Annotated in this window: 15 protein-coding genes; 13 read left to right on the forward strand and 2 right to left on the reverse strand. The window is 71.1% G+C overall.

What is annotated here, in order from left to right; all coding sequences use genetic code 11:
• The first annotated feature begins 225 nt into the window (after nt 1-225).
• The 12 genes from ACWCYO_RS16725 (at nt 226) to ACWCYO_RS16780 (ending at nt 17,223) form a co-directional block, all read left to right on the forward strand.
• Complete coding sequence (locus ACWCYO_RS16725; RefSeq protein WP_449784629.1) at nt 226-1,008, forward strand: hypothetical protein; 783 nt, start codon at nt 226-228, stop codon at nt 1,006-1,008.
• A gap of 103 nt (nt 1,009-1,111) precedes the next feature.
• Entirely contained in the window at nt 1,112-1,954 is an 843-nt protein-coding gene (locus ACWCYO_RS16730; RefSeq protein WP_449784630.1) for a hypothetical protein, read from the forward strand.
• A 73-nt stretch (nt 1,955-2,027) separates the two neighbouring features.
• On the forward strand, nt 2,028-2,972 hold the full coding sequence (locus ACWCYO_RS16735) for a hypothetical protein (RefSeq protein ID WP_449784631.1): 945 nt from the start codon (nt 2,028-2,030) through the stop codon (nt 2,970-2,972).
• A gap of 132 nt (nt 2,973-3,104) precedes the next feature.
• Nucleotides 3,105-3,980: a hypothetical protein gene (locus ACWCYO_RS16740; protein ID WP_270146442.1), complete on the forward strand. Its 876-nt coding sequence runs from the start codon at nt 3,105-3,107 to the stop codon at nt 3,978-3,980.
• 383 nt (nt 3,981-4,363) lie between these two features.
• Complete coding sequence (rplJ, locus tag ACWCYO_RS16745) at nt 4,364-4,927, forward strand: 50S ribosomal protein L10 (RefSeq protein ID WP_030290437.1); 564 nt, start codon at nt 4,364-4,366, stop codon at nt 4,925-4,927.
• A 90-nt stretch (nt 4,928-5,017) separates the two neighbouring features.
• Nucleotides 5,018-5,404 (forward strand): 50S ribosomal protein L7/L12, encoded by a 387-nt coding sequence (gene rplL / locus ACWCYO_RS16750; protein ID WP_270146443.1) that lies wholly within the window; start codon nt 5,018-5,020, stop codon nt 5,402-5,404.
• A gap of 674 nt (nt 5,405-6,078) precedes the next feature.
• Nucleotides 6,079-9,555, forward strand: coding sequence for a DNA-directed RNA polymerase subunit beta (rpoB, locus tag ACWCYO_RS16755; protein WP_270146444.1), 3,477 nt, complete (start codon nt 6,079-6,081; stop codon nt 9,553-9,555).
• A gap of 98 nt (nt 9,556-9,653) precedes the next feature.
• Complete coding sequence (locus ACWCYO_RS16760) at nt 9,654-13,547, forward strand: DNA-directed RNA polymerase subunit beta' (protein WP_270146445.1); 3,894 nt, start codon at nt 9,654-9,656, stop codon at nt 13,545-13,547.
• A gap of 324 nt (nt 13,548-13,871) precedes the next feature.
• A complete protein-coding gene (locus ACWCYO_RS16765; protein ID WP_270146447.1) occupies nt 13,872-14,546 on the forward strand; it encodes a DUF4097 family beta strand repeat-containing protein in 675 nt (224 codons plus the stop codon).
• Between the two features lie 82 nt (nt 14,547-14,628).
• On the forward strand, nt 14,629-15,816 hold the full coding sequence (locus tag ACWCYO_RS16770) for a sensor histidine kinase (RefSeq protein ID WP_270146448.1): 1,188 nt from the start codon (nt 14,629-14,631) through the stop codon (nt 15,814-15,816).
• A complete protein-coding gene (locus tag ACWCYO_RS16775; protein WP_270146449.1) occupies nt 15,813-16,493 on the forward strand; it encodes a response regulator in 681 nt (226 codons plus the stop codon). The genes ACWCYO_RS16770 and ACWCYO_RS16775 overlap by 4 nt, the downstream gene beginning before the upstream one ends.
• Nucleotides 16,494-16,608: 115 nt before the next feature.
• Nucleotides 16,609-17,223 (forward strand): hypothetical protein, encoded by a 615-nt coding sequence (locus tag ACWCYO_RS16780; protein ID WP_449784632.1) that lies wholly within the window; start codon nt 16,609-16,611, stop codon nt 17,221-17,223.
• Nucleotides 17,224-17,365: 142 nt separating this feature from the next.
• On the opposite strand, the gene ACWCYO_RS16785 is transcribed toward ACWCYO_RS16780, so the two are convergent.
• Complete coding sequence (locus tag ACWCYO_RS16785) at nt 17,366-19,174, reverse strand: vWA domain-containing protein (RefSeq protein WP_449784633.1); 1,809 nt, start codon at nt 19,172-19,174, stop codon at nt 17,366-17,368.
• Nucleotides 19,171-20,235 carry an ATP-binding protein gene (locus ACWCYO_RS16790; protein ID WP_270146452.1) on the reverse strand — a complete coding sequence of 355 codons (1,065 nt, stop codon included), beginning with the start codon at nt 20,233-20,235 and terminating at the stop codon, nt 19,171-19,173. Before ACWCYO_RS16790 ends, ACWCYO_RS16785 begins: the two co-directional genes overlap by 4 nt.
• Nucleotides 20,236-20,347: 112 nt before the next feature.
• Here ACWCYO_RS16790 and ACWCYO_RS16795 point away from each other — a divergent pair, with 112 nt between their 5' ends.
• A complete protein-coding gene (locus ACWCYO_RS16795) occupies nt 20,348-21,088 on the forward strand; it encodes an SIR2 family NAD-dependent protein deacylase (protein WP_270146453.1) in 741 nt (246 codons plus the stop codon).
• The last annotated feature ends 45 nt before the right edge of the window (nt 21,089-21,133 follow it).

Genomic DNA, 21,133 nt, shown 5'->3' on the forward strand with positions numbered 1-21,133 from the left:
CACACATAGAGTTAGGTAGTTTACGCCGCGGTCTTCCCCCCCCCCCCGCCCCCCCGCCCCCCCCCCGCCCCGCCCCCCCCCCCCCCGCCGGGGGGGGGGGGGGGCCCCGCCGTCGTCGCGTTTCCGGGGACCCCGGGGACGAGGGCGGATGGGAACGGGTGACCGAGCCGTCGTACGCTCTGCCGGTCAGATCATGTGGAGAACCCGTGACCGCCGGAGTGTGCCGTGCCGCCCGCCCCTCGCCCCGCCGCGCTCGCGGCGGCCCTGCTGCTGCTCGGCGCCACCACCGGGTGCAGCGTGCTGGCCGCCCCCGACGCCCGCGTCCCCGGTGACCCGGCGCCGGTGCCGCCCAAGCAGGTGGTGCTCACCGCCGCCCAGGGGCTGGACGACACCGGCGGCGCCCGGATCGACGTGGTGCGGGAGGGCCCGGACGGCCGGCGCACCGCGAGCGGCACGCTGGTCTGGGGGGACCGGGACGAGGCCGCGCTGACCGTCACCGACGAACTGGGCACCGGGCAGCTGACCCTCCACGACGGCGCGATCGACCTCGCCTACCAGGGCGGCGCGGCCAAGCACGCGGACCGCACCACCGCGGAGTCGCTCGACCCGGAGGCCGGGCCCGACCCGGCCGGCTACGCGGGCGGCTGGATGACCACGCTGGTCACCGACCCGGGCAGCCGGGCGTACGCGATGGCCCAGGCGAACCGGCTCGGCTCGCTCGGCGGCGAGCAGCTGGCCGGGGCGACCGTCGCGCACTACCAGGGCGCCGCCCCGGTGGCCGACTACTTCGGCGCGGACGGGGAGTTGAGCCCCCAGCGGCTCGCCGTGGTGGTCGACTGGTACCGGCAGCGCGGGGTCGCGCAGATCGGCTACGACGTCTGGGTCGGGCCCGGGCGGCAGCTGTTGAGGCTGCGTGAGACCGCCCGGGGGAGCGCCGGAACCACGGTGACCACGACGGACGTCTCCTCGGCCGGGCCGGGCGACGCGTCACCCACCGCGGCCGGATGACGGGAGGGGATATCCGGTGCGGATCGGTCCTGCCGATCCGTTAGAGTCCGCGTGAGAAGAAGCTGAGCATCGGCTCTTCCGATGAACCTACGGGGGTACTTCCATGCGTGCCGTGCGTCTCGCCGCCACCGTCGTGACCGCCACCGTCCTGCTGGCCGGCGCCACCGCCTGCGGCAGCAAGGGGGGCGGCGACAGCAAGGCGGCCGCTGACACCAAGGACGCCGGGTCGGGCCCGGCCGGGCTGACCGCGGACCCCAAGGCCGCGCTCACCGCCGCCGCCCTGGTGATGCAGAAGGCCGGGAGCGGCAAGGTCGCCATGATCTCCCCGGACCCCACCAGCCCGGGCGGCAGCGGCACCGTCGACTGGAAGGACCCGGGCAAGGTCTCCCTGGACGTCTCCAGCGACATGGAAGGCAAGAAGCTCAAGATCCGGGTGATCGGGACGGACGCCTACGTCGGCGGCGACGACACCACGGCCACGGCGGCCCTGCAGGGGAAGCACTGGGTGAAGGTGCCCGCCTCGGAGGAGATGGGCGGTGCGTTCGTGGTGATGGGTCAGATGACGAACCCGGTCGCCCAGCTCACCATCGCGGCCGCGAGCGGCAAGCTGAGCAAGGTCGGCCAGGAGAGCGTGGACGGCGTCCAGACCACCCACCTGCGGGCGGTCGAGGAGACCGCCACCCTGGTGGCCGGGATGACCGCGCTCACGCCGGAGCAGCGCCAGTCCGTCCAGAAGACGCTGGAGGAGGACGGGAAGACCCTCACCATCGACTTCTGGCTGAACGACAAGCAGGAGCTCGTCAAGTACCAGGAGTACGGCGACACCAACGGCGAGTCGAAGGCCGTCACCGTCAAGTACTCCGACCTCGGCCAGGGCGGCAAGGTCGAGGCGCCCGCCGCCGGCGACCTCGGCTCCCAGGCCGACCTGCTCAAGCTGTTCGGCTGATCCGACCCGCACCACCACCGGCTACCGCCCCCGGGCGCACCGCGCGCCCGGGGGTTCTCAAGGGGGGAACACCATGGCTGGAACCCGCAAGGCCGCCGTCGCCGTCGTCCTCGCCGCCCTGGCGCTGACCGCGACCGCCTGCAACGACAACAGTGCCTCCGACGGCAAGAACGCCGCCCCGGCCGCGCCGACCACCGCCGCTGCCGCCACGACCGCCCCGGCGAACCCGCCGGTCAAGGTGAGCCCGGCGGTCTTCCTGGAGCAGGTCACCAAGAAGACCGACGCGGCCAAGTCGGCCAAGGTCACCGAGTCGATCACGATGGGCAGCGTCACCATGAAGGCCGACGGTGCCATGGCCTGGGGCGGCGGTCTCCAGGGCGACATGACGATGGACATGTCCGGCACGCCGGGTGCCGAGAAGATGACCGACGCCATCGGCGGCACGGCCTTCGTGTACCGGTTCACCCCGGACGGCATGTACATGAAGCTCGGCGGCCAGGCCCTGCAGGCGTCCGACGGGCGGCACTGGGTGCACATCGGCTACGGCGACGTGGCCAAGCTGCAGGGCGGCGCCGGAGCCGGTGGTGCGAGCAGCGCCGACCAGTTCAAGAAGGCCGACCCCGTGGAGGGGGTGCGGACCCTGATCGCCTCCGGCACCGTGACCGAGGTCGGGAAGGAGACGGTGAACGGCAAGCCGGCCACCCACTACACCGGCGTGCTGAACGTGGCCGGCATGGCGAAGGCCAACGGTGGCCTGACCCCCGAGCAGTTCGACCGGATGAAGCAGTCGCTGGCCACCCTGGGCATCTCCAGCGAGACCATCGACGTCTGGGTGGACGCCGACCAGCTCGTGGTGAAGCGGACCGAGCAGGCCGACACCAAGGCCGGCGCGATGAAGGTCACCGTCACCTACTCGGACTACGGCACCCCGGTCAACACGACCGCGCCGGACCAGGGCGACACGATCGAGATCACCGAGCTGGCGAAGCTCGGCAAGAGCGCCGCGTCCGACAGCTGACCCCGCTCCCCGCTCCGGGCCCGACTCGTCCGACCGGTGGACGGACCGGGGCCGGCTCGGCCCGACCAGGGGGCCGCCACCGGCGGATCCGGGTCCGGGTGGCAAGGTGGCCCGGTGAGAGAGGAACGGACGATGGCGGGACGGCAGCGGCTGGCGGCACTGGCCGTCGTCGCCGCGCTCGCGAGCGGCCTGACCGGCTGCGGCGGGGGCGACGCGCCCGCCGCGCCCTCCGCCGGGGCGAGCGCGAGCAGTGCCTCCCCGACCAGCGCCACCCCGACCGGGCCGGCCAAGCCGACCGACCGGTCGCCGCACGGGGTGCTGCTCTCCGCCGAGCTGGCCATGCAGACCGCCCGCCGGGCCAAGGTCAGTTACCGGCTGGGGTCGGACGCCGGGTCCGGTCCGCTGTTCTGGGCGCCCAAGACGGCGCTGCAGATCAAGCGCTCCACCCCGGGGGACGCCGAGCAGCTGATCGTCGTGGACACCGTCGCCTACCAGGGCGGCGACGCCGCCACCGCGTCCGGGCACGGCGGCAAGCACTGGGAGCGGTTCACCGTCCCGCCCGGCCCGGACGGCCACAAGGAGATCCCGTACGCGGGGTTGATCGACCTGCTGAACCCGGTCGAGGCGCTGACCGCGGCCACCGCCGACGGCGCGGACGCGAGCTTCGTCGGCGAGGAGAAGTACGAGGACTCGACCGTCGAGCACTACCGGGTGACCACCACCGCCGAGAAGTACGCGGCCGCCCAGACCGGGCTGACCCAGGCCCGCCGGGACGGCCTGCGGGCGGCGCTGGCCCCCGGCGGCTCGCTCTCGCTCACCCTGGACCTCTGGCTGAACGACAAGGACCAGCTGGTCCGGCTCCAGCGCACCGGCAACGGGGACGGCGGCCGGGCGGACGACACGGTGCTCTACTCCGACCTCGCCGGCCCGCTGCTCTCGGCCCAGGCCCCGGCCGAGACGGACACCGTGGACACCGGCGTCCGGACCGTCTCCCCACTGGCCCGCTGAGCCGCTGGCCCGCTGGCCCGCCGAGCCGCTCCGGGCCCGCCCCGGTTCACCCGTCCGAGGGCGATTTGCCTCGTGCGGTCGGGTCCGGTTACTGTTGCCGAAGCCAAAGACCGCTGGTTGTCGCCTCGCGCCCGTCAGGGAGCGGGTGGCCGAAGGATCTGCGCTCCGTCGCAGGCAGCCCGCGCAGGTGTGTCTGGAGCTTCGACTTCCGGGTTCCGCGTCCGCGCGGCCGCCCGTCGAGGTCGTTCCGAGCCCCGTGCGCCTGCGCACCGGGGCTCATTGCATTTCGCAAGGGCTTTCCTTCCGTCCGGTCGGTTCGAGGCGTGAATGGTCGACTTTCGCGGTCGGCCGGACTTCGACATCACGGAAGGAGGCGTAAGCCTATGGCCAGGCCCGACAAGGCTGCTGCCGTCGCCGAGATCACGGACAAGTTCCGTGGCTCCTCCGCGGCGCTGCTCACCGAGTACCGCGGTCTCTCGGTGAAGCAGGTCAAGACCCTGCGTCGCTCGCTCGGCGACAACGCCGAGTACGCCGTGGTGAAGAACACGCTGACCAAGATCGCGGCCAATGAGGCCGGGATCTCCGAGCTCGACGACCTGTTCAACGGTCCGACGGCTGTCGCCTTCGTCACCGGTGACCCGGTGGAGTCGGCGAAGGCTCTGCGTGACTTCGCCAAGGAGAACCCCGCTCTCATCATCAAGGGCGGTGTCCTTGACGGCAAGGCGCTGTCCGCCGATGAGATCAAGAAGCTCGCGGACCTCGAGTCCCGCGAGGTGCTGCTCGCCAAGCTGGCGGGTGCCCTGAAGGCCAAGCAGTCCCAGGCTGCCGCGCTCTTCCAGGCCCTGCCGTCGAAGCTCGTCCGCACCGTGGACGCGCTGCGCGACAAGGTCGAGCAGGGCGGTGCCGGTACGCCGGCTCCCGCCGCCGAGGACGAGGCCGCGGAGTAATTCCGCAGGCTCACGCCTCGCTGCGGGCCCGTACGCCCGCCAACCCGTACATCCGGCACCACCTGCCGATTTAGTGGAAGGACGCCAATCATGGCGAAGCTGTCCCAGGACGAGCTGCTCGCGCAGTTCGAGGAGCTCACCCTCATCGAGCTCGCTGCCTTCGTGAAGGCCTTCGAGGAGAAGTTCGACGTCACCGCCGCCGCCCCGGTCGCCGTTGCCGCCGTTGGTGGCGCCACCGGTGGCACCGAGGCCGCTGTCGAGGAGCAGGACGAGTTCGACGTCATCCTCGAGTCGGCCGGCGACAAGAAGATCCAGGTCATCAAGGAGGTGCGCACCCTGACCTCCCTCGGCCTGAAGGAGGCCAAGGACCTCGTTGACACCGCTGGTGCCAAGGTCCTGGAGAAGGTTGCCAAGGACGTTGCCGAGAAGGCCAAGGCTGCCCTCGAGGGCGCCGGCGCCAAGGTCACCGTCAAGTGACTTCTCGCCCCCTCTGAGGGGGCCTGAGGCCGGGCCGATCACCCTTACGGGTGGTCGGCCCGGTCTTTTTGCGTTCCCGGCGGGAGGCCGGCCGAGCGTCCGAGAACCACCGGTGTGGCCGATCGCGCACTCGGCACTGTCGGCGACGAGGAGTATGGTGATCACCATCGTCGACGGTGGCCCCGACCACGGCTTCTGTAACGCCGGAGGGGTTCGGGCCGATAGACGGGTCGAGGTCCGCGCCGCCGGCGGGCCCTTGACGAACCTGGCGAGGCGCGCGATTCTCAAGGCGCGAGTCCGCCCGGTTGGTTCGCCGCTGGATGCATAACCAGTGGCTCCGGCGGGAAATGACTCCACGTGAGTTAGAGCAGTACCCGGTGGGCGCCCGCGCCCCCGGCTACCGGGAGGAGTCTCCGATTCGGTCTCCGAATCAGAGCTGGACAGCAGTGTGGCCTTTGGCTACACTGTCCCTTTGCGCTGCCTGTTAGCTGCTCCGTGACTCGTCGCCCGGAGTTTGCGTTGCCCTGATGGGGCCTGGCACTGCCTCCGCAAAGCGGCTCTGACCTGGGATTTCGACCCCGGCAGAGGCCAGTGGCGAGGGAGGCGGCACCAGCCCGACCAGGCCCGGCTGGTACGCGCGTAGTGAGCTCCGAGCCCTCGGAAGGACCCCCCTCTTGGCCGCGCCGCGCAACGCCTCGAACAATTCCGCCGCATCCACCGCCCCGCTCCGCGTCTCCTTCGCGAAGATCAAGGAGCCCCTCGAGGTCCCGAACCTCCTGGCCCTGCAGACCGAGAGCTTTGACTGGCTGCTCGGCAACGCGGCCTGGAAGTCCCGGGTCGAGCAGGCGCTGGAGTCCGGTCAGGACGTCCCCACCAAGTCCGGTCTGGAGGAGATCTTCGAGGAGATCTCGCCGATCGAGGACTTCAGCGGGTCGATGTCCCTGACCTTCCGCGACCACCGTTTCGAGCCGCCGAAGAACTCCATTGACGAGTGCAAGGACCGCGACTTCACGTACGCGGCTCCGCTCTTCGTCACGGCCGAGTTCACCAACAACGAGACCGGTGAGATCAAGTCTCAGACGGTCTTCATGGGCGACTTCCCGCTCATGACCCACAAGGGCACGTTCGTGATCAACGGCACCGAGCGTGTCGTCGTGTCGCAGCTGGTCCGCTCCCCGGGTGTGTACTTCGACTCCACCCTGGACAAGGTGTCCGACAAGGACATCTACTCCTGCAAGGTCATCCCCTCGCGTGGTGCCTGGCTGGAGATGGAGATCGACAAGCGCGACATGGTCGGCGTCCGCATCGACCGCAAGCGCAAGCAGTCCGTCACCGTGCTGCTGAAGGCTCTCGGCTGGACCAACGAGATGATTCTCGAGGAGTTCGGCGAGTACGAGTCGATGCGCAACACCCTGGAGAAGGACCACACCCAGGGCCAGGACGACGCGCTGCTGGACATCTACCGCAAGCTGCGTCCGGGCGAGCCGCCGACGCGCGAGGCCGCGCAGACGCTGCTGGAGAACCTGTACTTCAACCCGAAGCGCTACGACCTGGCCAAGGTCGGTCGCTACAAGCTCAACCGCAAGCTGGGCAACGCCGAGTCGCTGGACTCCGGCGTGCTCACCGAGCCCGACATCATCGGTGCGATCAAGTACCTGGTGAAGCTGCACGCCGGTGAGACCGAGTGGCGCGACGAGACCGGCCGCGACATCGTGGTCGAGGTCGACGACATCGACCACTTCGGCAACCGCCGCCTGCGCAACGTCGGCGAGCTCATCCAGAACCAGGTCCGTACGGGTCTCGCCCGCATGGAGCGCGTCGTGCGCGAGCGCATGACCACCCAGGACGTCGAGGCGATCACGCCGCAGACCCTGATCAACATCCGGCCGGTCGTCGCCTCCATCAAGGAGTTCTTCGGCACCAGCCAGCTGTCGCAGTTCATGGACCAGACGAACCCGCTGTCGGGCCTGACCCACAAGCGCCGTCTGTCCGCCCTCGGCCCCGGCGGTCTCTCCCGTGAGCGCGCCGGCTTCGAGGTCCGTGACGTGCACCCCTCGCACTACGGCCGCATGTGTCCGATCGAGACCCCGGAAGGCCCGAACATCGGTCTGATCGGGTCGCTGGCCTCGTACGGCCGGGTCAACGCCTTCGGCTTCATCGAGACCCCGTACCGCAAGGTCGTCGACGGTGTCGTCACCGAGAAGGTGGACTACCTCACCGCCGACGAGGAGGACCGCTACGTCATCGCCCAGGCGAACGCCCCGCTGACCGCGGACCTGCACTTCGCCGAGCCGCGCGTCCTGGTCCGCCGCCGTGGTGGCGAGATCGACTACATCCCCGGCACCGAGATCGACTACATGGACGTCTCGCCGCGCCAGATGGTGTCGGTCGCGACCGCCATGATCCCGTTCCTCGAGCACGACGACGCCAACCGCGCGCTCATGGGCTCGAACATGATGCGCCAGGCGGTGCCGCTGCTGAAGAGCGAGGCCCCGCTGGTCGGCACCGGCATGGAGTACCGCTGCGCCGTCGACGCCGCCGACGTCATCACCGCCGAGAAGGCCGGTGTGGTGCAGGAGGTCTCGGCCGACTACGTCACCGTGGCCAACGACGACGGCACGTACACCACGTACCGCGCCGCCAAGTTCACCCGCTCCAACCAGGGCACCGCCTTCAACCAGAAGGTGCTCGTGGACGAGGGCGCCCGGGTCGAGGTCAACCAGGTGCTGGCCGACGGTCCGTGCACCGACGAGGGCGAGATGGCCCTCGGCAAGAACCTGCTCGTGGCGTTCATGTCGTGGGAGGGTCACAACTACGAGGACGCGATCATCCTGTCGCAGCGCCTCGTGCAGGACGACGTCCTCTCCTCGATCCACATCGAGGAGCACGAGGTCGACGCCCGTGACACCAAGCTCGGCCCCGAGGAGATCACCCGGGACATCCCGAACGTCTCCGAGGAGGTCCTCGCCGACCTCGACGAGCGCGGCATCATCCGGATCGGCGCCGACGTCGTCACCGGTGACATCCTCGTCGGCAAGGTCACCCCGAAGGGCGAGACCGAGCTGACCCCCGAGGAGCGCCTGCTCCGCGCGATCTTCGGTGAGAAGGCCCGTGAGGTCCGTGACACCTCGCTGAAGGTCCCGCACGGTGAGTCCGGCAAGGTCATCGGCGTCCGCGTGTTCGACCGCGAGGAGGGCGACGAGCTTCCCCCGGGTGTGAACCAGCTGGTCCGCGTCTACGTGGCCCAGAAGCGCAAGATCACCAACGGTGACAAGCTCGCCGGCCGCCACGGCAACAAGGGTGTCATCTCCAAGATCCTCCCGGTCGAGGACATGCCCTTCCTCGAGGACGGCACCCCGGTCGACATCATCCTCAACCCGCTGGGTGTCCCGTCCCGAATGAACCCGGGACAGGTCCTGGAGATCCACCTCGGGTGGCTCGCCAAGCAGGGCTGGGACGTCTCCGGTCTCGCCGACGAGTGGGCCCAGCGCCTGCAGGCGATCGGCGCCGACCAGGTCGCCGGTGGCACCAACCTCGCCACCCCGGTCTTCGACGGCGCCCGCGAGGACGAGATCACCGGCCTGCTGGACAACACCACCCTCACCCGTGACGGTGAGCGCCTGGTGAACTCCACCGGCAAGGCCCGCCTGTTCGACGGCCGCTCCGGCGAGCCGTTCCCGATGCCGGTCTCGGTCGGCTACATGTACATCCTCAAGCTGCACCACCTGGTCGACGACAAGCTGCACGCCCGTTCGACCGGTCCGTACTCGATGATCACCCAGCAGCCGCTCGGTGGTAAGGCGCAGTTCGGTGGTCAGCGCTTCGGTGAGATGGAGGTGTGGGCCCTCGAGGCGTACGGCGCCGCGTACGCCCTGCAGGAGCTGCTCACCATCAAGTCCGACGACGTGCTCGGCCGCGTGAAGGTCTACGAGGCCATCGTCAAGGGCGAGAACATCCCCGAGCCCGGCATTCCCGAGTCCTTCAAGGTTCTCATCAAGGAAATGCAGTCGCTCTGCCTCAACGTGGAGGTGCTGTCCTCGGACGGCCAGTCCATCGAGATGCGGGACTCCGACGAGGACGTCTTCCGCGCCGCCGAGGAGCTCGGCATCGACCTGTCCCGGCGCGAGCCGAGCAGCGTCGAAGAGGTCTGACGGAGGCCGGGCCGGCTGCCCGCGCAGCCGGCCCCGCCCCCAGGCCCCCCTCAGACCACAGACAAACTCTCGAATCACGAAAGAGGGCTTGACGACCAGTGCTTGACGTCAACTTCTTCGACGAGCTCCGCATCGGCCTGGCCACCGCCGACGACATCCGCCAGTGGTCGCACGGCGAGGTCAAGAAGCCGGAGACCATCAACTACCGCACCCTGAAGCCCGAAAAGGACGGCCTCTTCTGCGAGAAGATCTTCGGCCCGACCCGGGACTGGGAGTGCTACTGCGGTAAGTACAAGCGCGTCCGCTTCAAGGGCATCATCTGCGAGCGCTGCGGCGTCGAGGTGACCCGCGCCAAGGTGCGCCGTGAGCGGATGGGCCACATCGAGCTGGCCGCCCCGGTCACCCACATCTGGTACTTCAAGGGTGTGCCGTCCCGCCTCGGCTACCTGCTCGACCTGGCGCCGAAGGACCTCGAGAAGGTCATCTACTTCGCCGCCTACATGATCACCTGGGTCGACGACGAGCGCCGCCAGCGCGACCTGCCCTCCCTGGAGGCGCACGTCTCGGTCGAGCGCCAGCAGATCGAGAACCGCCGCGACGCCGACCTCGAGGCCCGCGCCAAGAAGGCCGAGACCGACCTGGCCGAGCTGGAGGCCGAGGGCGCCAAGGCCGACGTGCGCCGCAAGGTGCGCGAGGGCGCCGAGCGCGAGATGAAGCAGCTGCGCGACCGCGCGCAGCGCGAGCTCGACCGCCTCGACGAGGTGTGGGCCCGCTTCAAGAACCTCAAGGTCCAGGACCTCGAGGGCGACGAGCTGCTCTACCGCGAGCTGCGCGACCGCTTCGGCACCTACTTCTCCGGCTCGATGGGCGCGGCGGCCCTCAAGGACCGCCTCGAGACCTTCGACCTGGCGGAGGAGGCCGAGCGCCTCCGCGAGATCATCCGCACCGGCAAGGGCCAGAAGAAGACCCGTGCGCTGAAGCGCCTCAAGGTCGTCTCCGCGTTCCTGCAGACCAGCAACAAGCCGAACGGCATGGTCCTGGACTGCGTCCCGGTCATCCCGCCGGACCTGCGTCCGATGGTGCAGCTGGACGGTGGCCGCTTCGCGACCTCCGACCTGAACGACCTGTACCGCCGCGTCATCAACCGCAACAACCGCCTGAAGCGCCTGCTCGACCTCGGTGCCCCCGAGATCATCGTGAACAACGAGAAGCGCATGCTCCAGGAGGCCGTCGACGCGCTGTTCGACAACGGCCGCCGCGGTCGTCCGGTCACCGGTCCGGGCAACCGGCCGCTGAAGTCCCTCAGCGACATGCTGAAGGGCAAGCAGGGTCGTTTCCGCCAGAACCTGCTCGGCAAGCGAGTCGACTACTCGGCCCGTTCGGTCATCGTCGTCGGCCCGCAGCTCAAGCTGCACCAGTGCGGTCTGCCGAAGGCCATGGCGCTCGAGCTGTTCAAGCCGTTCGTGATGAAGCGCCTGGTCGACCTGAACCACGCGCAGAACATCAAGTCGGCCAAGCGCATGGTCGAGCGTGCCCGCCCGGTCGTGTGGGACGTGCTCGAAGAGGTCATCGCCGAGCACCCGGTCCTGCTGAACCGTGCGCCCACCCTGCACCGCCTCGGCATCCAGGCCTTCGAGCCGCAGCTGGTCGAGGGCAAGGCCATCCAGATCCACCCGCTCGTCTGCACCGCGTTCAACGCGGACTTCGACGGTGACCAGATGGCCGTCCACCTGCCGCTCTCCGCGGAGGCGCAGGCCGAGGCCCGCATCCTGATGCTGTCCTCGAACAACATCCTGAAGCCGGCCGACGGTCGCCCCGTCACCATGCCGACCCAGGACATGGTGCTCGGTCTGTTCTTCCTGACCTCGGACCGCGAGAACGTGAAGGGCGCCGGCCGCACCTTCTCGTCGACCGCCGAGGCGATCATGGCCTTCGACGCCCGCGAGCTGGACGTCCAGGCCCCGATCGAGCTGCGCCTCGGCGCCGGCACCGTCCCGCCGCGCGGCTGGACCCCGCCGGTGGACGAGGACGGCCAGACCAGCTGGTTCGACGGCGAGCCCTTCCGCCTGACCACCACCCTGGGCCGCGCGCTCTTCAACGAGCTGCTGCCCGAGGACTACCCGTTCGTCGACTACGAGGTGGGCAAGAAGCAGCTCTCCGCGATCGTCAACGACCTGGCGGAGCGCTACCCCAAGGTCACCGTGGCGGCGACCTTGGACAACCTGAAGGCGGCCGGCTTCCACTGGTCGACCCGTTCCGGTGTCACCGTCTCGATCTCGGACGTCATCGTCCCGCCGAGCAAGCCCCAGATCCTGGAGGGCTTCGAGGCGAAGGCGGAGAAGGTCCAGAAGCAGTACGAGCGCGGTCTGATCACCAACGACGAGCGCAAGCAGGAGCTCGTCGGCATCTGGACCCAGGCGACCAACGAGGTCGCGGACGCCATGGCCGCGAACTTCCCGAAGACGAACCCCATCTTCATGATGGTCGACTCGGGTGCTCGTGGAAACATGATGCAGATGCGTCAGATCGCCGGTATGCGTGGTCTGGTGTCGAACGCCAAGAACGAGACCATCCCGCGACCCATCAAGGCGTCGTTCCGTGAGGGTCTGTCCGTGCTGGAGTACTTCATCTCCACCCACGGTGCCCGTAAGGGTCTGGCCGACACCGCCCTCCGTACCGCCGACTCCGGTTACCTCACCCGTCGTCTGGTCGACGTCTCCCAGGACGTCATCATTCGCGAGGAGGACTGCGGCACCGAGCGCGGCCTGAAGCTCGCGATCGGCTCCGTGGGCGCCGACGGCGTGCTGCGCAAGGCCGACGACGTCGAGACCAGCGTGTACGCCCGCATGCTCGCCGAGGACATCACCGTCGACGGCAAGCTGCTGGCCACCGCCAACACCGACCTCGGTGACGTGCTGATCGACGAGCTGATCCGCCACGGCGTCAGCGAGGTCAAGACCCGCTCGATCCTGACCTGTGAGTCGGCCGTCGGCACCTGCGCCATGTGCTACGGGCGCTCGCTGGCCACCGGCAAGCTGGTCGACATCGGTGAGGCGGTCGGCATCATCGCCGCCCAGTCCATCGGTGAGCCCGGTACCCAGCTGACCATGCGTACCTTCCACACCGGTGGTGTGGCCGGTGACGACATCACCCAGGGTCTGCCGCGTGTCGTCGAGCTCTTCGAGGCCCGTACCCCCAAGGGCGTGGCCCCGATCTCGGAGGCCGCCGGTCGCGTCCGCATCGAGGACACCGAGAAGACCCGCAAGCTGGTCGTCACGCCGGACGACGGCAGCGACGAGATCGCCTACCCGGTCTCGAAGCGCGTCAAGCTGCTGGTCAGCGAGGGCGAGGCGGTCGAGGTCGGCCAGAAGCTGACCATGGGTGCCACCAACCCGCACGACGTGCTGCGGATCATGGGCCAGCGTGCCGTCCAGGTCCACCTGGTCGCCGAGGTCCAGAAGGTCTACAACTCGCAGGGTGTGTCGATCCACGACAAGCACATCGAGATCATCATCCGGCAGATGCTCCGCCGCGTGACGATCATCGAGTCGGGCGACGCCGAGCTGCTCCCGGGCGAGCTCGTCGAGCGCGGCCGCTTCGAGCAGGAGAACCGTCGTGTGGTCGCCGAGGGCGGTCACCCCGCCTCCGGCCGTCCGCAGCTGATGGGTATCACCAAGGCCTCGCTGGCCACCGAGTCCTGGCTGTCGGCCGCCTCCTTCCAGGAGACGACCCGGGTCCTCACCGACGCGGCGATCCACGCCAAGTCGGACCCGCTGCTGGGCCTCAAGGAGAACGTCATCCTCGGTAAGCTCATCCCGGCCGGTACGGGTCTGCCCCGCTACCGCAACATCCGGGTCGAGCCGACCGAGGAGGCCAAGGCCGCGATGTACTCGGCCGTCGGCTACGACGACTACGACCTGTCGCCCTTCGGCGCCGGCTCCGGCCAGGCGGTTCCGCTGGACGACTACGACTACGGCCCGTACACCGGCTGAGTCGCGCGTCACTGATCGCAGGGCGGTCACCCCTCACGGGGTGGCCGCCCTGCGGCGTTTGCGGCCGTGCCTACCGGGCGGCCGCCGCCGCGCGCCGGTCCTCCAGGCGGCGGATCCGGGTGTGGGTGTCCGGGTGGCTGGAGAGCAGGCGCTGGCCCAGGCCCGGGCGGACGGCCCGGCCGCCGTTCTCCCGCGCGGTGAATTGCCCGCCATCCCCCTCGCGGGGGAGCCGTGGGAACCGCTCCGGGGAGGGAGGTGCGACGTGGGGTGGGCGCGGGAGGGTTCTCGGTGTCGGGATGACGGGGCTTGCGAAGGGGGCCGGACATGAAGCGGGTGCTGGGCGCGGTGGCGATCACGGCGGGGGTGCTGGTCGGGATGTCGGGCTGTCTGCCGATCGGGGACGACCAGGAGCACCGGACGGTCGGCTACGGCGTGGCCGAGCAGGTCAAGGAACTGGTGGTCGAGGGGCAGAACGGCGGTGTGGTGGTGATCGGCGGCGGCGACGGTGTGCACGTGGTCGAGGACCAGAACTACAAGGGGGATCCGCCGAAGAGCACCCACGAGGTGAAGGACGGCGTGCTCCGGCTGACGTACGACTGCGACTCCTGCGGGATCGGGTACACCGTCAACGTGCCGGCCGGGACCAAGGTGCGGGTCAAGGAGACGAACGGCGGCATCAAGCTGTCCGGGCTGGCCGCCGACGCCGAGGCCGACGTGGAGAACGGCGGGGTCGAGGCCAGTGGGCTGACCTCCCCGCAGGTGCGGCTGACCGCCGTGAACGGGGGTGTGCAGGCCGACTTCGCCGGCGCGCCGTCGAAGCTGGAGGCGACGACCTCGAACGGTGGGGTGAGGCTGAAGGTGCCGTCCGGGGAGGCGTACACGGTGGACGCGCAGGCCACGACGGGCGGGACCGACGTGAGCATCCCCTCGCAGCCGGGCGCGGCGCACAGCATCACCGCGCGGGCGAAGACCGGCGGTGTGACGGTCAGCGGTGCCTGACCGGGCGGTGCCGGAGGTTCTGCCGGTAGGGCATGATCTTCTCCGCGGGGGCGGGGCCCCCGGGTACGGGGGAGGTACGGCGGTGGAGCGCGTCGCGCGCTGGCGGACATGGACGACCGAGCTGAGCCCGTATGTGCTGGACTCGTTCCTGGCGCTGGTGTCGGCAGGGATCGCGGTGTGGGCGGTCTACAACGACGACACCCGTTGGCCGACGTGGGTCTACCTGTTGGCGGTGGCCACCGCGGTGCCGCTGCCCTGGCGGCGCAGGGCACCACTGACCGTGCTGGCGCTGTACAGCGCCGCCGAGATCACGCTGTCCGTGCTGGCGCACTCGGCGAACGCCCAGGTGCCGCTGGCCGGTGTCCTCGGCCTGTACACGGTGGCGGAGCGGTGTTCGGACCGGGCGCGTTGGTCGGTGCTGGCCGTCACGGTCGTCGGCAACGTGGTCGGCACCCATTCGCCGAACGGCGCGCTGTTCAGCGTGCTCACCTCGGGCGGCTCGTTCGTCTTCGGCGCCCTGGTGCGCACCCAGCGGCAGTTGGTCCGGGTGGAGGCGGAGCGGGCTCGGGAGGCCGGGGTGCGGGCGGCCAGTGAGGCGGGCCGGGCGGTCGCCGAGGAGCGGGCCCGGATCGCCCGGGAGATGCACGACATCCTGGCGCACGCCGTGTCGTTGATGGTGATCCAGGCCGAGGCCGGGCCGCTGGTGGTGCGGGGCGACCCGGACCGGGCGATCCGCACCTTCGACACCATCGCCGACGCGGGGCGCGACGCGATGGTCCAACTGCGGCGCGTGCTCGGTGTGTTGAAGGACCCGGAGGCCGGGCGGGAGCTGGCGCCGCAGCCCCGGCTGACCGAACTCGCCGACGTGGCCGAACGGGTGCGCCAGGCCGGTCTGGACGTGGAGTTCGAACTCGCCGACGGGCTCGGGGCGTTGCCCGCCGACGTGGAGGCGGCGGCGTTCCGGATCGTGCAGGAGGCGCTGACCAACACCGTCAAGCACTCCGGGGCCGACCGGGCCGCGATCCGGGTGCGGCGCTCCGGTGAGGTGCTGGAGGTGGTGGTCTCCGACAACGGCCGCGGGGTGCCGCTGACCGCCGACCGTACGGTGGCGGGCTGGTCCGGCGGGCGCGGGCTGGTCGGCATCCGCGAGCGGGCGGCGGCCTGCGGCGGACGGGCCGAGGCCGGTCCGGGGCCGGAGGGCAGGGGTTTCCTGGTGAGTGTCCGGCTGCCGCTGGGGCCGGCGGGCGTGGTGGAGAGGGTGGGCGGATGACGCCGATACGGGTGGTGGTCGCGGACGACCAGGAGCTGGTGCGGGCCGGGTTCGGGATGATCCTGGACGCCCAGCCGGACATCGAGGTGGTGGCCGAGGCCTGTGACGGCGCCGAGGCGGTCGAGGCGGTGCGCGCGCACAACCCGGACGTGCTGCTGCTGGACGTCCGGATGCCGGTGATGGACGGCCTGGAGGCGGCCCGTCGGGTGTGCGGGGAGTTCCCGGCCACCAAGGTCATCATGCTGACCACCTTCGACATCGACGACTACGTCTTCGACGCGCTGTATGCGGGCGCCAGCGGCTTCCTGCTGAAGGACGTCCGGCGGGACGACCTGGCGCACGGGGTGCGGATGGTCGCCTCGGGGGAGGCGCTGCTCGCGCCCTCGGTGACCAGGCGGCTGATCGGCGAGTTCGCCGCCCGCCGGCCGGGCGGCCGGGAGCGGGCGGTGCGGCCGCCGTCCGGGCTGCTGGAGCAGCTGACCCTGCGCGAGCGGGAGACGCTGCGGCTGATCGCGCGCGGGCTGTCCAACGCGGAGATCGCGGCCGAGCTGGTGGTCAGCGAGCACACGGTGAAGACGCACGTCAGCAATGTGCTGAGCAAGCTCGGGCTGCGCGACCGGGTGCACGCGGTGGTGTTCGCCTACGAGGCCGGGGCGGTGGTGGTGGGGGAGTCCTGAGGTTCTCCCCCGCACGGGGGAGGCGGGGAGTTCGCCGGTGCGGGCGATCCGTGACGAGGGGTCCGGCGGACAGGCTCTGTGGTGTCGGAGCACGTCCACCGTTGGAGATCGTCAGATGAACGCCACTCGCACCGCCCGCCTCGCCAGGTACGCCGCCGTCGGCGCCCCCGCGCTGATGGCCCTCTACGGCGGCATCCGCCTGGTGCCCGGCTCCCGCCAGCCCGGTCCGGGCTGGACCGCCGGGCACACCGCGATGTTCCTCGGCCTGCTGCTGTTCGTCCCGGTGCTGCTCGCCCTGCGCGGACTGCTCGCCCCGCGCGGCACCACGGCCGGGCGGCTGGCCGCGAACGCCGCGCTGGGGACGGCGTTCGCGGGCCTGGCGGCTTCGCTGGCGCAGATCGGGATCGACCTGTACGTCGGTCTGGTCTCGGCGACCAAGGAGGAGCAGTCGCGGCTGTTCGGACGCATCCAGGACGTCCCCGGAGTGCTTCCGGCCGTGTACGAGGTCGGCCCGCTGCTGTTCTACGTCGGCCTGCTGGCGCTGCTGGTCGCCGCCTCGGTGGGCGCGGGCCGGACGCTGCGCTGGTGGAGCCCGGTGCTGATGCTGGTCGGCACCCTCGCCTCGGCGGCCGACCTGGCCTTCATCCCGCTCGCCGCCGCCTGCTACCTCGGCGCCCTCGCCCCGCTGACCCGCCCGGCCACCGCCCTGCGGCACCCGGTGCTGGTCTGAGTACCGACGGTCTGATCCGCCCCGAGCCGAAGGGGCGCGCCGGTGCCGAAAGGGAGAAGCGACAAGCGAGGTACGAGCGCCGGAGCGCCGACCGTCGGCACCGGGTCCGAGCGCCTCGGAGGCGAGTGGGCGAGTAGCAGCCTCAGCTCATCCGGAAGACCGGTCCGCGCGGGGTGAACGGCAGCCCCGCGCCGCGCGGGACGAGGAAGGCGTGCTCGCGGCGCACCCGCAGCACGTCGCACTCGCCGTCGGTGATCACCAGCACCGGCGCCCCGGGCGGGAAGTCCTCGGCCCGCTCCAGCAGGTCGACCCCCGGCTGGAGGACGGTGCCGCCGCGCCCGTGCACCCGCAGCCGCCCGGCGATCTCCTCGACCGGGAGGTACCCGGCGTCGTGCGGGGCGGCGTCGCAGTGCACCACCCGGGCCGCCGGGACGTCCCGCGCGGCGGCGTACGAGGCGATCGCGCCGAGCGCCTTGCCGAGCAGCGTCCGGTCCATCGAGCCCGAGGTGTCCAGGACGACCCCGAAGGTGCAGCGCGGCACCTCCTCCTCGGGGTGGTAGCGGCCGGCCCGGGGGATGTCCGGGGTGGCGGACTGCCGACGGGCCGGGCGGGAGTAGCTGCGCACCGGCTCCGGGCGCGGCACGAACTCGTCGAACCAGCGGGCAAGTCGGGCGTCCCACGGGAGCGGGGGGTGGGCGAGCGCGCGGATCTCCTCGACCAGCCCGGCCGGGAGCAGCCCGCGCCCGCGCTGGTGCAGCTCGAAGCCCTGCTGGAGGCCGCGCCGGTAGAAGTCGTCCAGGTCCACGTAGTCCCGGGGCGGGCCGAGCGGTTCGCCGAGGACGTCCGGGCGGTTCTTCCCGGCCAGGGTGGCGAGGCGGCGGATCCGGCGCTGGTCGCGGGCGATCCGGTCGTACACCTCCTCGGCCGACAGGCCCTTCAACTGCGGGTCGTGCAGCAGCCCGTCGGGCATCTCGCCGACGCCCATCTCCAGCAGCCAGCCGTTGATGACGTAGTCGGCGGCGACGTTGAACAGGAACGGGTCCCGCCCGCCGCGGCGCTCGCCGTGCCGCAGGGCGGCGTGCAGGATCTCGTGGCCGAGGATGAACCGCCACTCCTCGTCGGAGTGGTGGCGCAGCGGGTTGACGTAGATCTCGGCGGCCTCGGCGTTGACGGCGGCGACGGCGATGTCGTGCGCCCGGGCGAGTTCGGCGTCCGCCACCACGGTGAGGCCGGCCGCGATGCCGCCGAGCAGCGGGTACGAGGAGACGAACCAGTTGAGTGCCCTGGTCCAGGGCCGCTCGGGCAGGCGCTCGCCGGTCTCGGCGTCGATCCGGCCGCCGGCCCGGTCCATCGCGGCGGACATGGTGCGGGTGAGCGCGGCCGCGAAGGCGGCCGGCCAGTCCTCCCGGGCCTGGCCGTGGCCGCGCCACTCGACCAGCAGCTGGTCGCGGTCGGCGGTGCCGGCCGTGCCGTGCGTCCCGGCGGCGCCGGCCGGCGGCAGGCCGTCGCGGCGCCAGCGGGCGGCCAGCTCCTCCTCGTCGCCGCCCGGGTACTCCTGGGGGAGGACGACCGGGGCGCGGCCGACCGGGAAGGTGGCGAGGAACCGGTTGACCACGGCGCAGCGGGCGGCGGCCTCGTGCGGGTCGGGCTGGACCCGGGTGCCGCGGGCGCCCGGGAGGTGGCCGAAGCCGAGGTGCAGCAGGCAGTGCGCCAGCACCCAGGCCCACTCCTCGGGCTCGGCCCGGCGGCGCGGGTTGACGTGCACGGTGCCGTTGGAGTCGACCACCGCCCAGCCGTCCCGCGGTGCGGTGGTGCAGTCCTCGGTGCGGCAGACGTCGGCGCGCAGGGCGGCGAACGCCGGGTTGCGGCGCAGCAGTCGGACGCCCTCGGCGAAGACCTCGGCGCCCGGGTCCGGCTTCTTCGCGGCGGCGGCCTTGGCGGCGGGCTTCACCGGCGGGCCTCGACCAGCCGGGGCATGTCCCGGGCGGCCTCGATCAGGAACCAGGAGGGCAGCACCGGGTTGCCGTCCGCGCCGTCGGCGATCACCGTCTGGGCGACCTCCACCGAGATCTCGGCCAGCTGCACCAGCAGCGACTTGGCCCGGAAGGCGGTCTGCCGCTGCGCCCCGGAGGCGTGCTCCTTGCGGGCGGGCAGCTCCTTGACCAGGCGGCCGCGGAAGGCGTCGGCCAGGTAGTAGAGCAGGTCGCGGTCCTCCAGCCGGTGCGGCCAGCGGGCGTCGCCCTTGAGGATCGCCTCCAGGCCGTAGGAGTTGCGGACGATCTTCGCGTAGCCGCAGAAGGCGACCGCGTGCTGCGCGGTGAGCAGGCCGTGCGCGACCACCTTGAGGGTTTCCTCGTCCAGGGTGGGGCCGAAGGAGTGCAGCGCGTCGGAGAGCATGTGCCAGGCGCGCGGGGTGGAGAACGGCTCCTCGGTCTTGGGCGGGGCGGACCACAGGTGGTCGGGCCGGTCGGTGAGGTGGTCGACGATCCAGGGGTGGATGCCGGCGCCCGCCGCCCAGTGCAGCCAGTCCTCGGCGCTGGCCCGCAGGTGGACGTGGACCATGCGGTTGACCAGCGCGGACGCCATCGGGCGGGCGAGTGCGCCGTCGGTGGCGCGGTTCCCGGCGCCGATCACGATCGAACCGGGCGGCAGCTCGTACGAGCCGATCCGGCGGTCCAGGATCAGCGAGTAGAACGCCTTCTGGACGTCCGGCGAGGCCGCGTTGAGCTCGTCCAGGAAGAGGCAGTACGGCTCGTCGCGGGCGATCTGCTCGGGCGGGCAGAACCGGGAGCGGCCCTCCGGGGTGAGCTGGGGGACGCCGATCAGGTCCTCCGGGGCGAGCTGGGTGCCGACCAGGCTCACGCACTCCAGGCCCAGCGACTCGGCGAACGCCCTGACCAGGGAGGACTTCCCGATCCCGGGAGCGCCCCAGAGGAACACGGGGCGGACGGTGGCCAGGCCGAGCAACAGCTCGGGGACCTGCGAGGGCGAGACGCTGACTGCTCCCTGCACGGGGCTCCTTCACGGAAACGGTGGGTGACCGGCCCAGTGTGCGGGGGGAGTTGACACGGCGCACCGGATTTTCGGTGGCCGCGGGCGGGGCGGCGGCCGTACCGTCCCGCATATGAACGCGAAGCGCCCCCTGATCGCCGTGCTCACCGGTGCGGGCATCTCGACTGACTCCGGCATCCCCGACTACCGTGGCCCGCAGGGGCTTTGGCGCAAGGACCCGTCGGCCGAGGAACTGGTCACCATCGGCCCGTACCGGAACGACCCCGGGGTGCGCGAGCGGGCCTGGCGGATGCGGCTGGAGACGGCCGCGCTGGCCGCCGAGCCGAACGCGGGGCACCGGGCGCTGGTCGACCTGGAGCGTTCCGGGCTGCCGCTGCGGGTGCTCACCCAGAACATCGACGGGCTGCACCAGAAGGCCGGGCTGACCGCCCGCAAGGTGCTCGAACTCCACGGCAGCGTCCGGGAGACCCAGTGCCTGGACTGTGCGGCCACCGGGCCGATGGCACAGGCGCTGGCGCGGGTCGAGGCGGGGGAGCCGGATCCGGCGTGCCGCGAGTGCGGGGGGATCCTGAAGCCGCGGATCGTGATGTTCGGCGAGAACCTGGACCAGGAGGTGCTCGGCCAGGCCGACACGATCGCCCGAGCCTGCGACCTGTTCATCGCGATCGGCACCAGCCTGCAGGTGTTCCCGGTGGCCGGGCTGCCGTACAACGCGGTGAAGTCCGGGGCGGAGCTGATCATCCTGAACGCCGAGGAGACGCCGTACGACGTGGCCGCGACCGAGGTGATCCGCGAGCCGATCTCGGTGGCGCTGCCGAAGCTGGTGCGCAGGCTGGTCATGGAACGGGCGTGAGGACCCTTTACGGCCGCACCGCATGCATACGATGATCTTCCCGGC

This window comes from Kitasatospora sp. NPDC001683 (genome assembly GCF_053596495.1).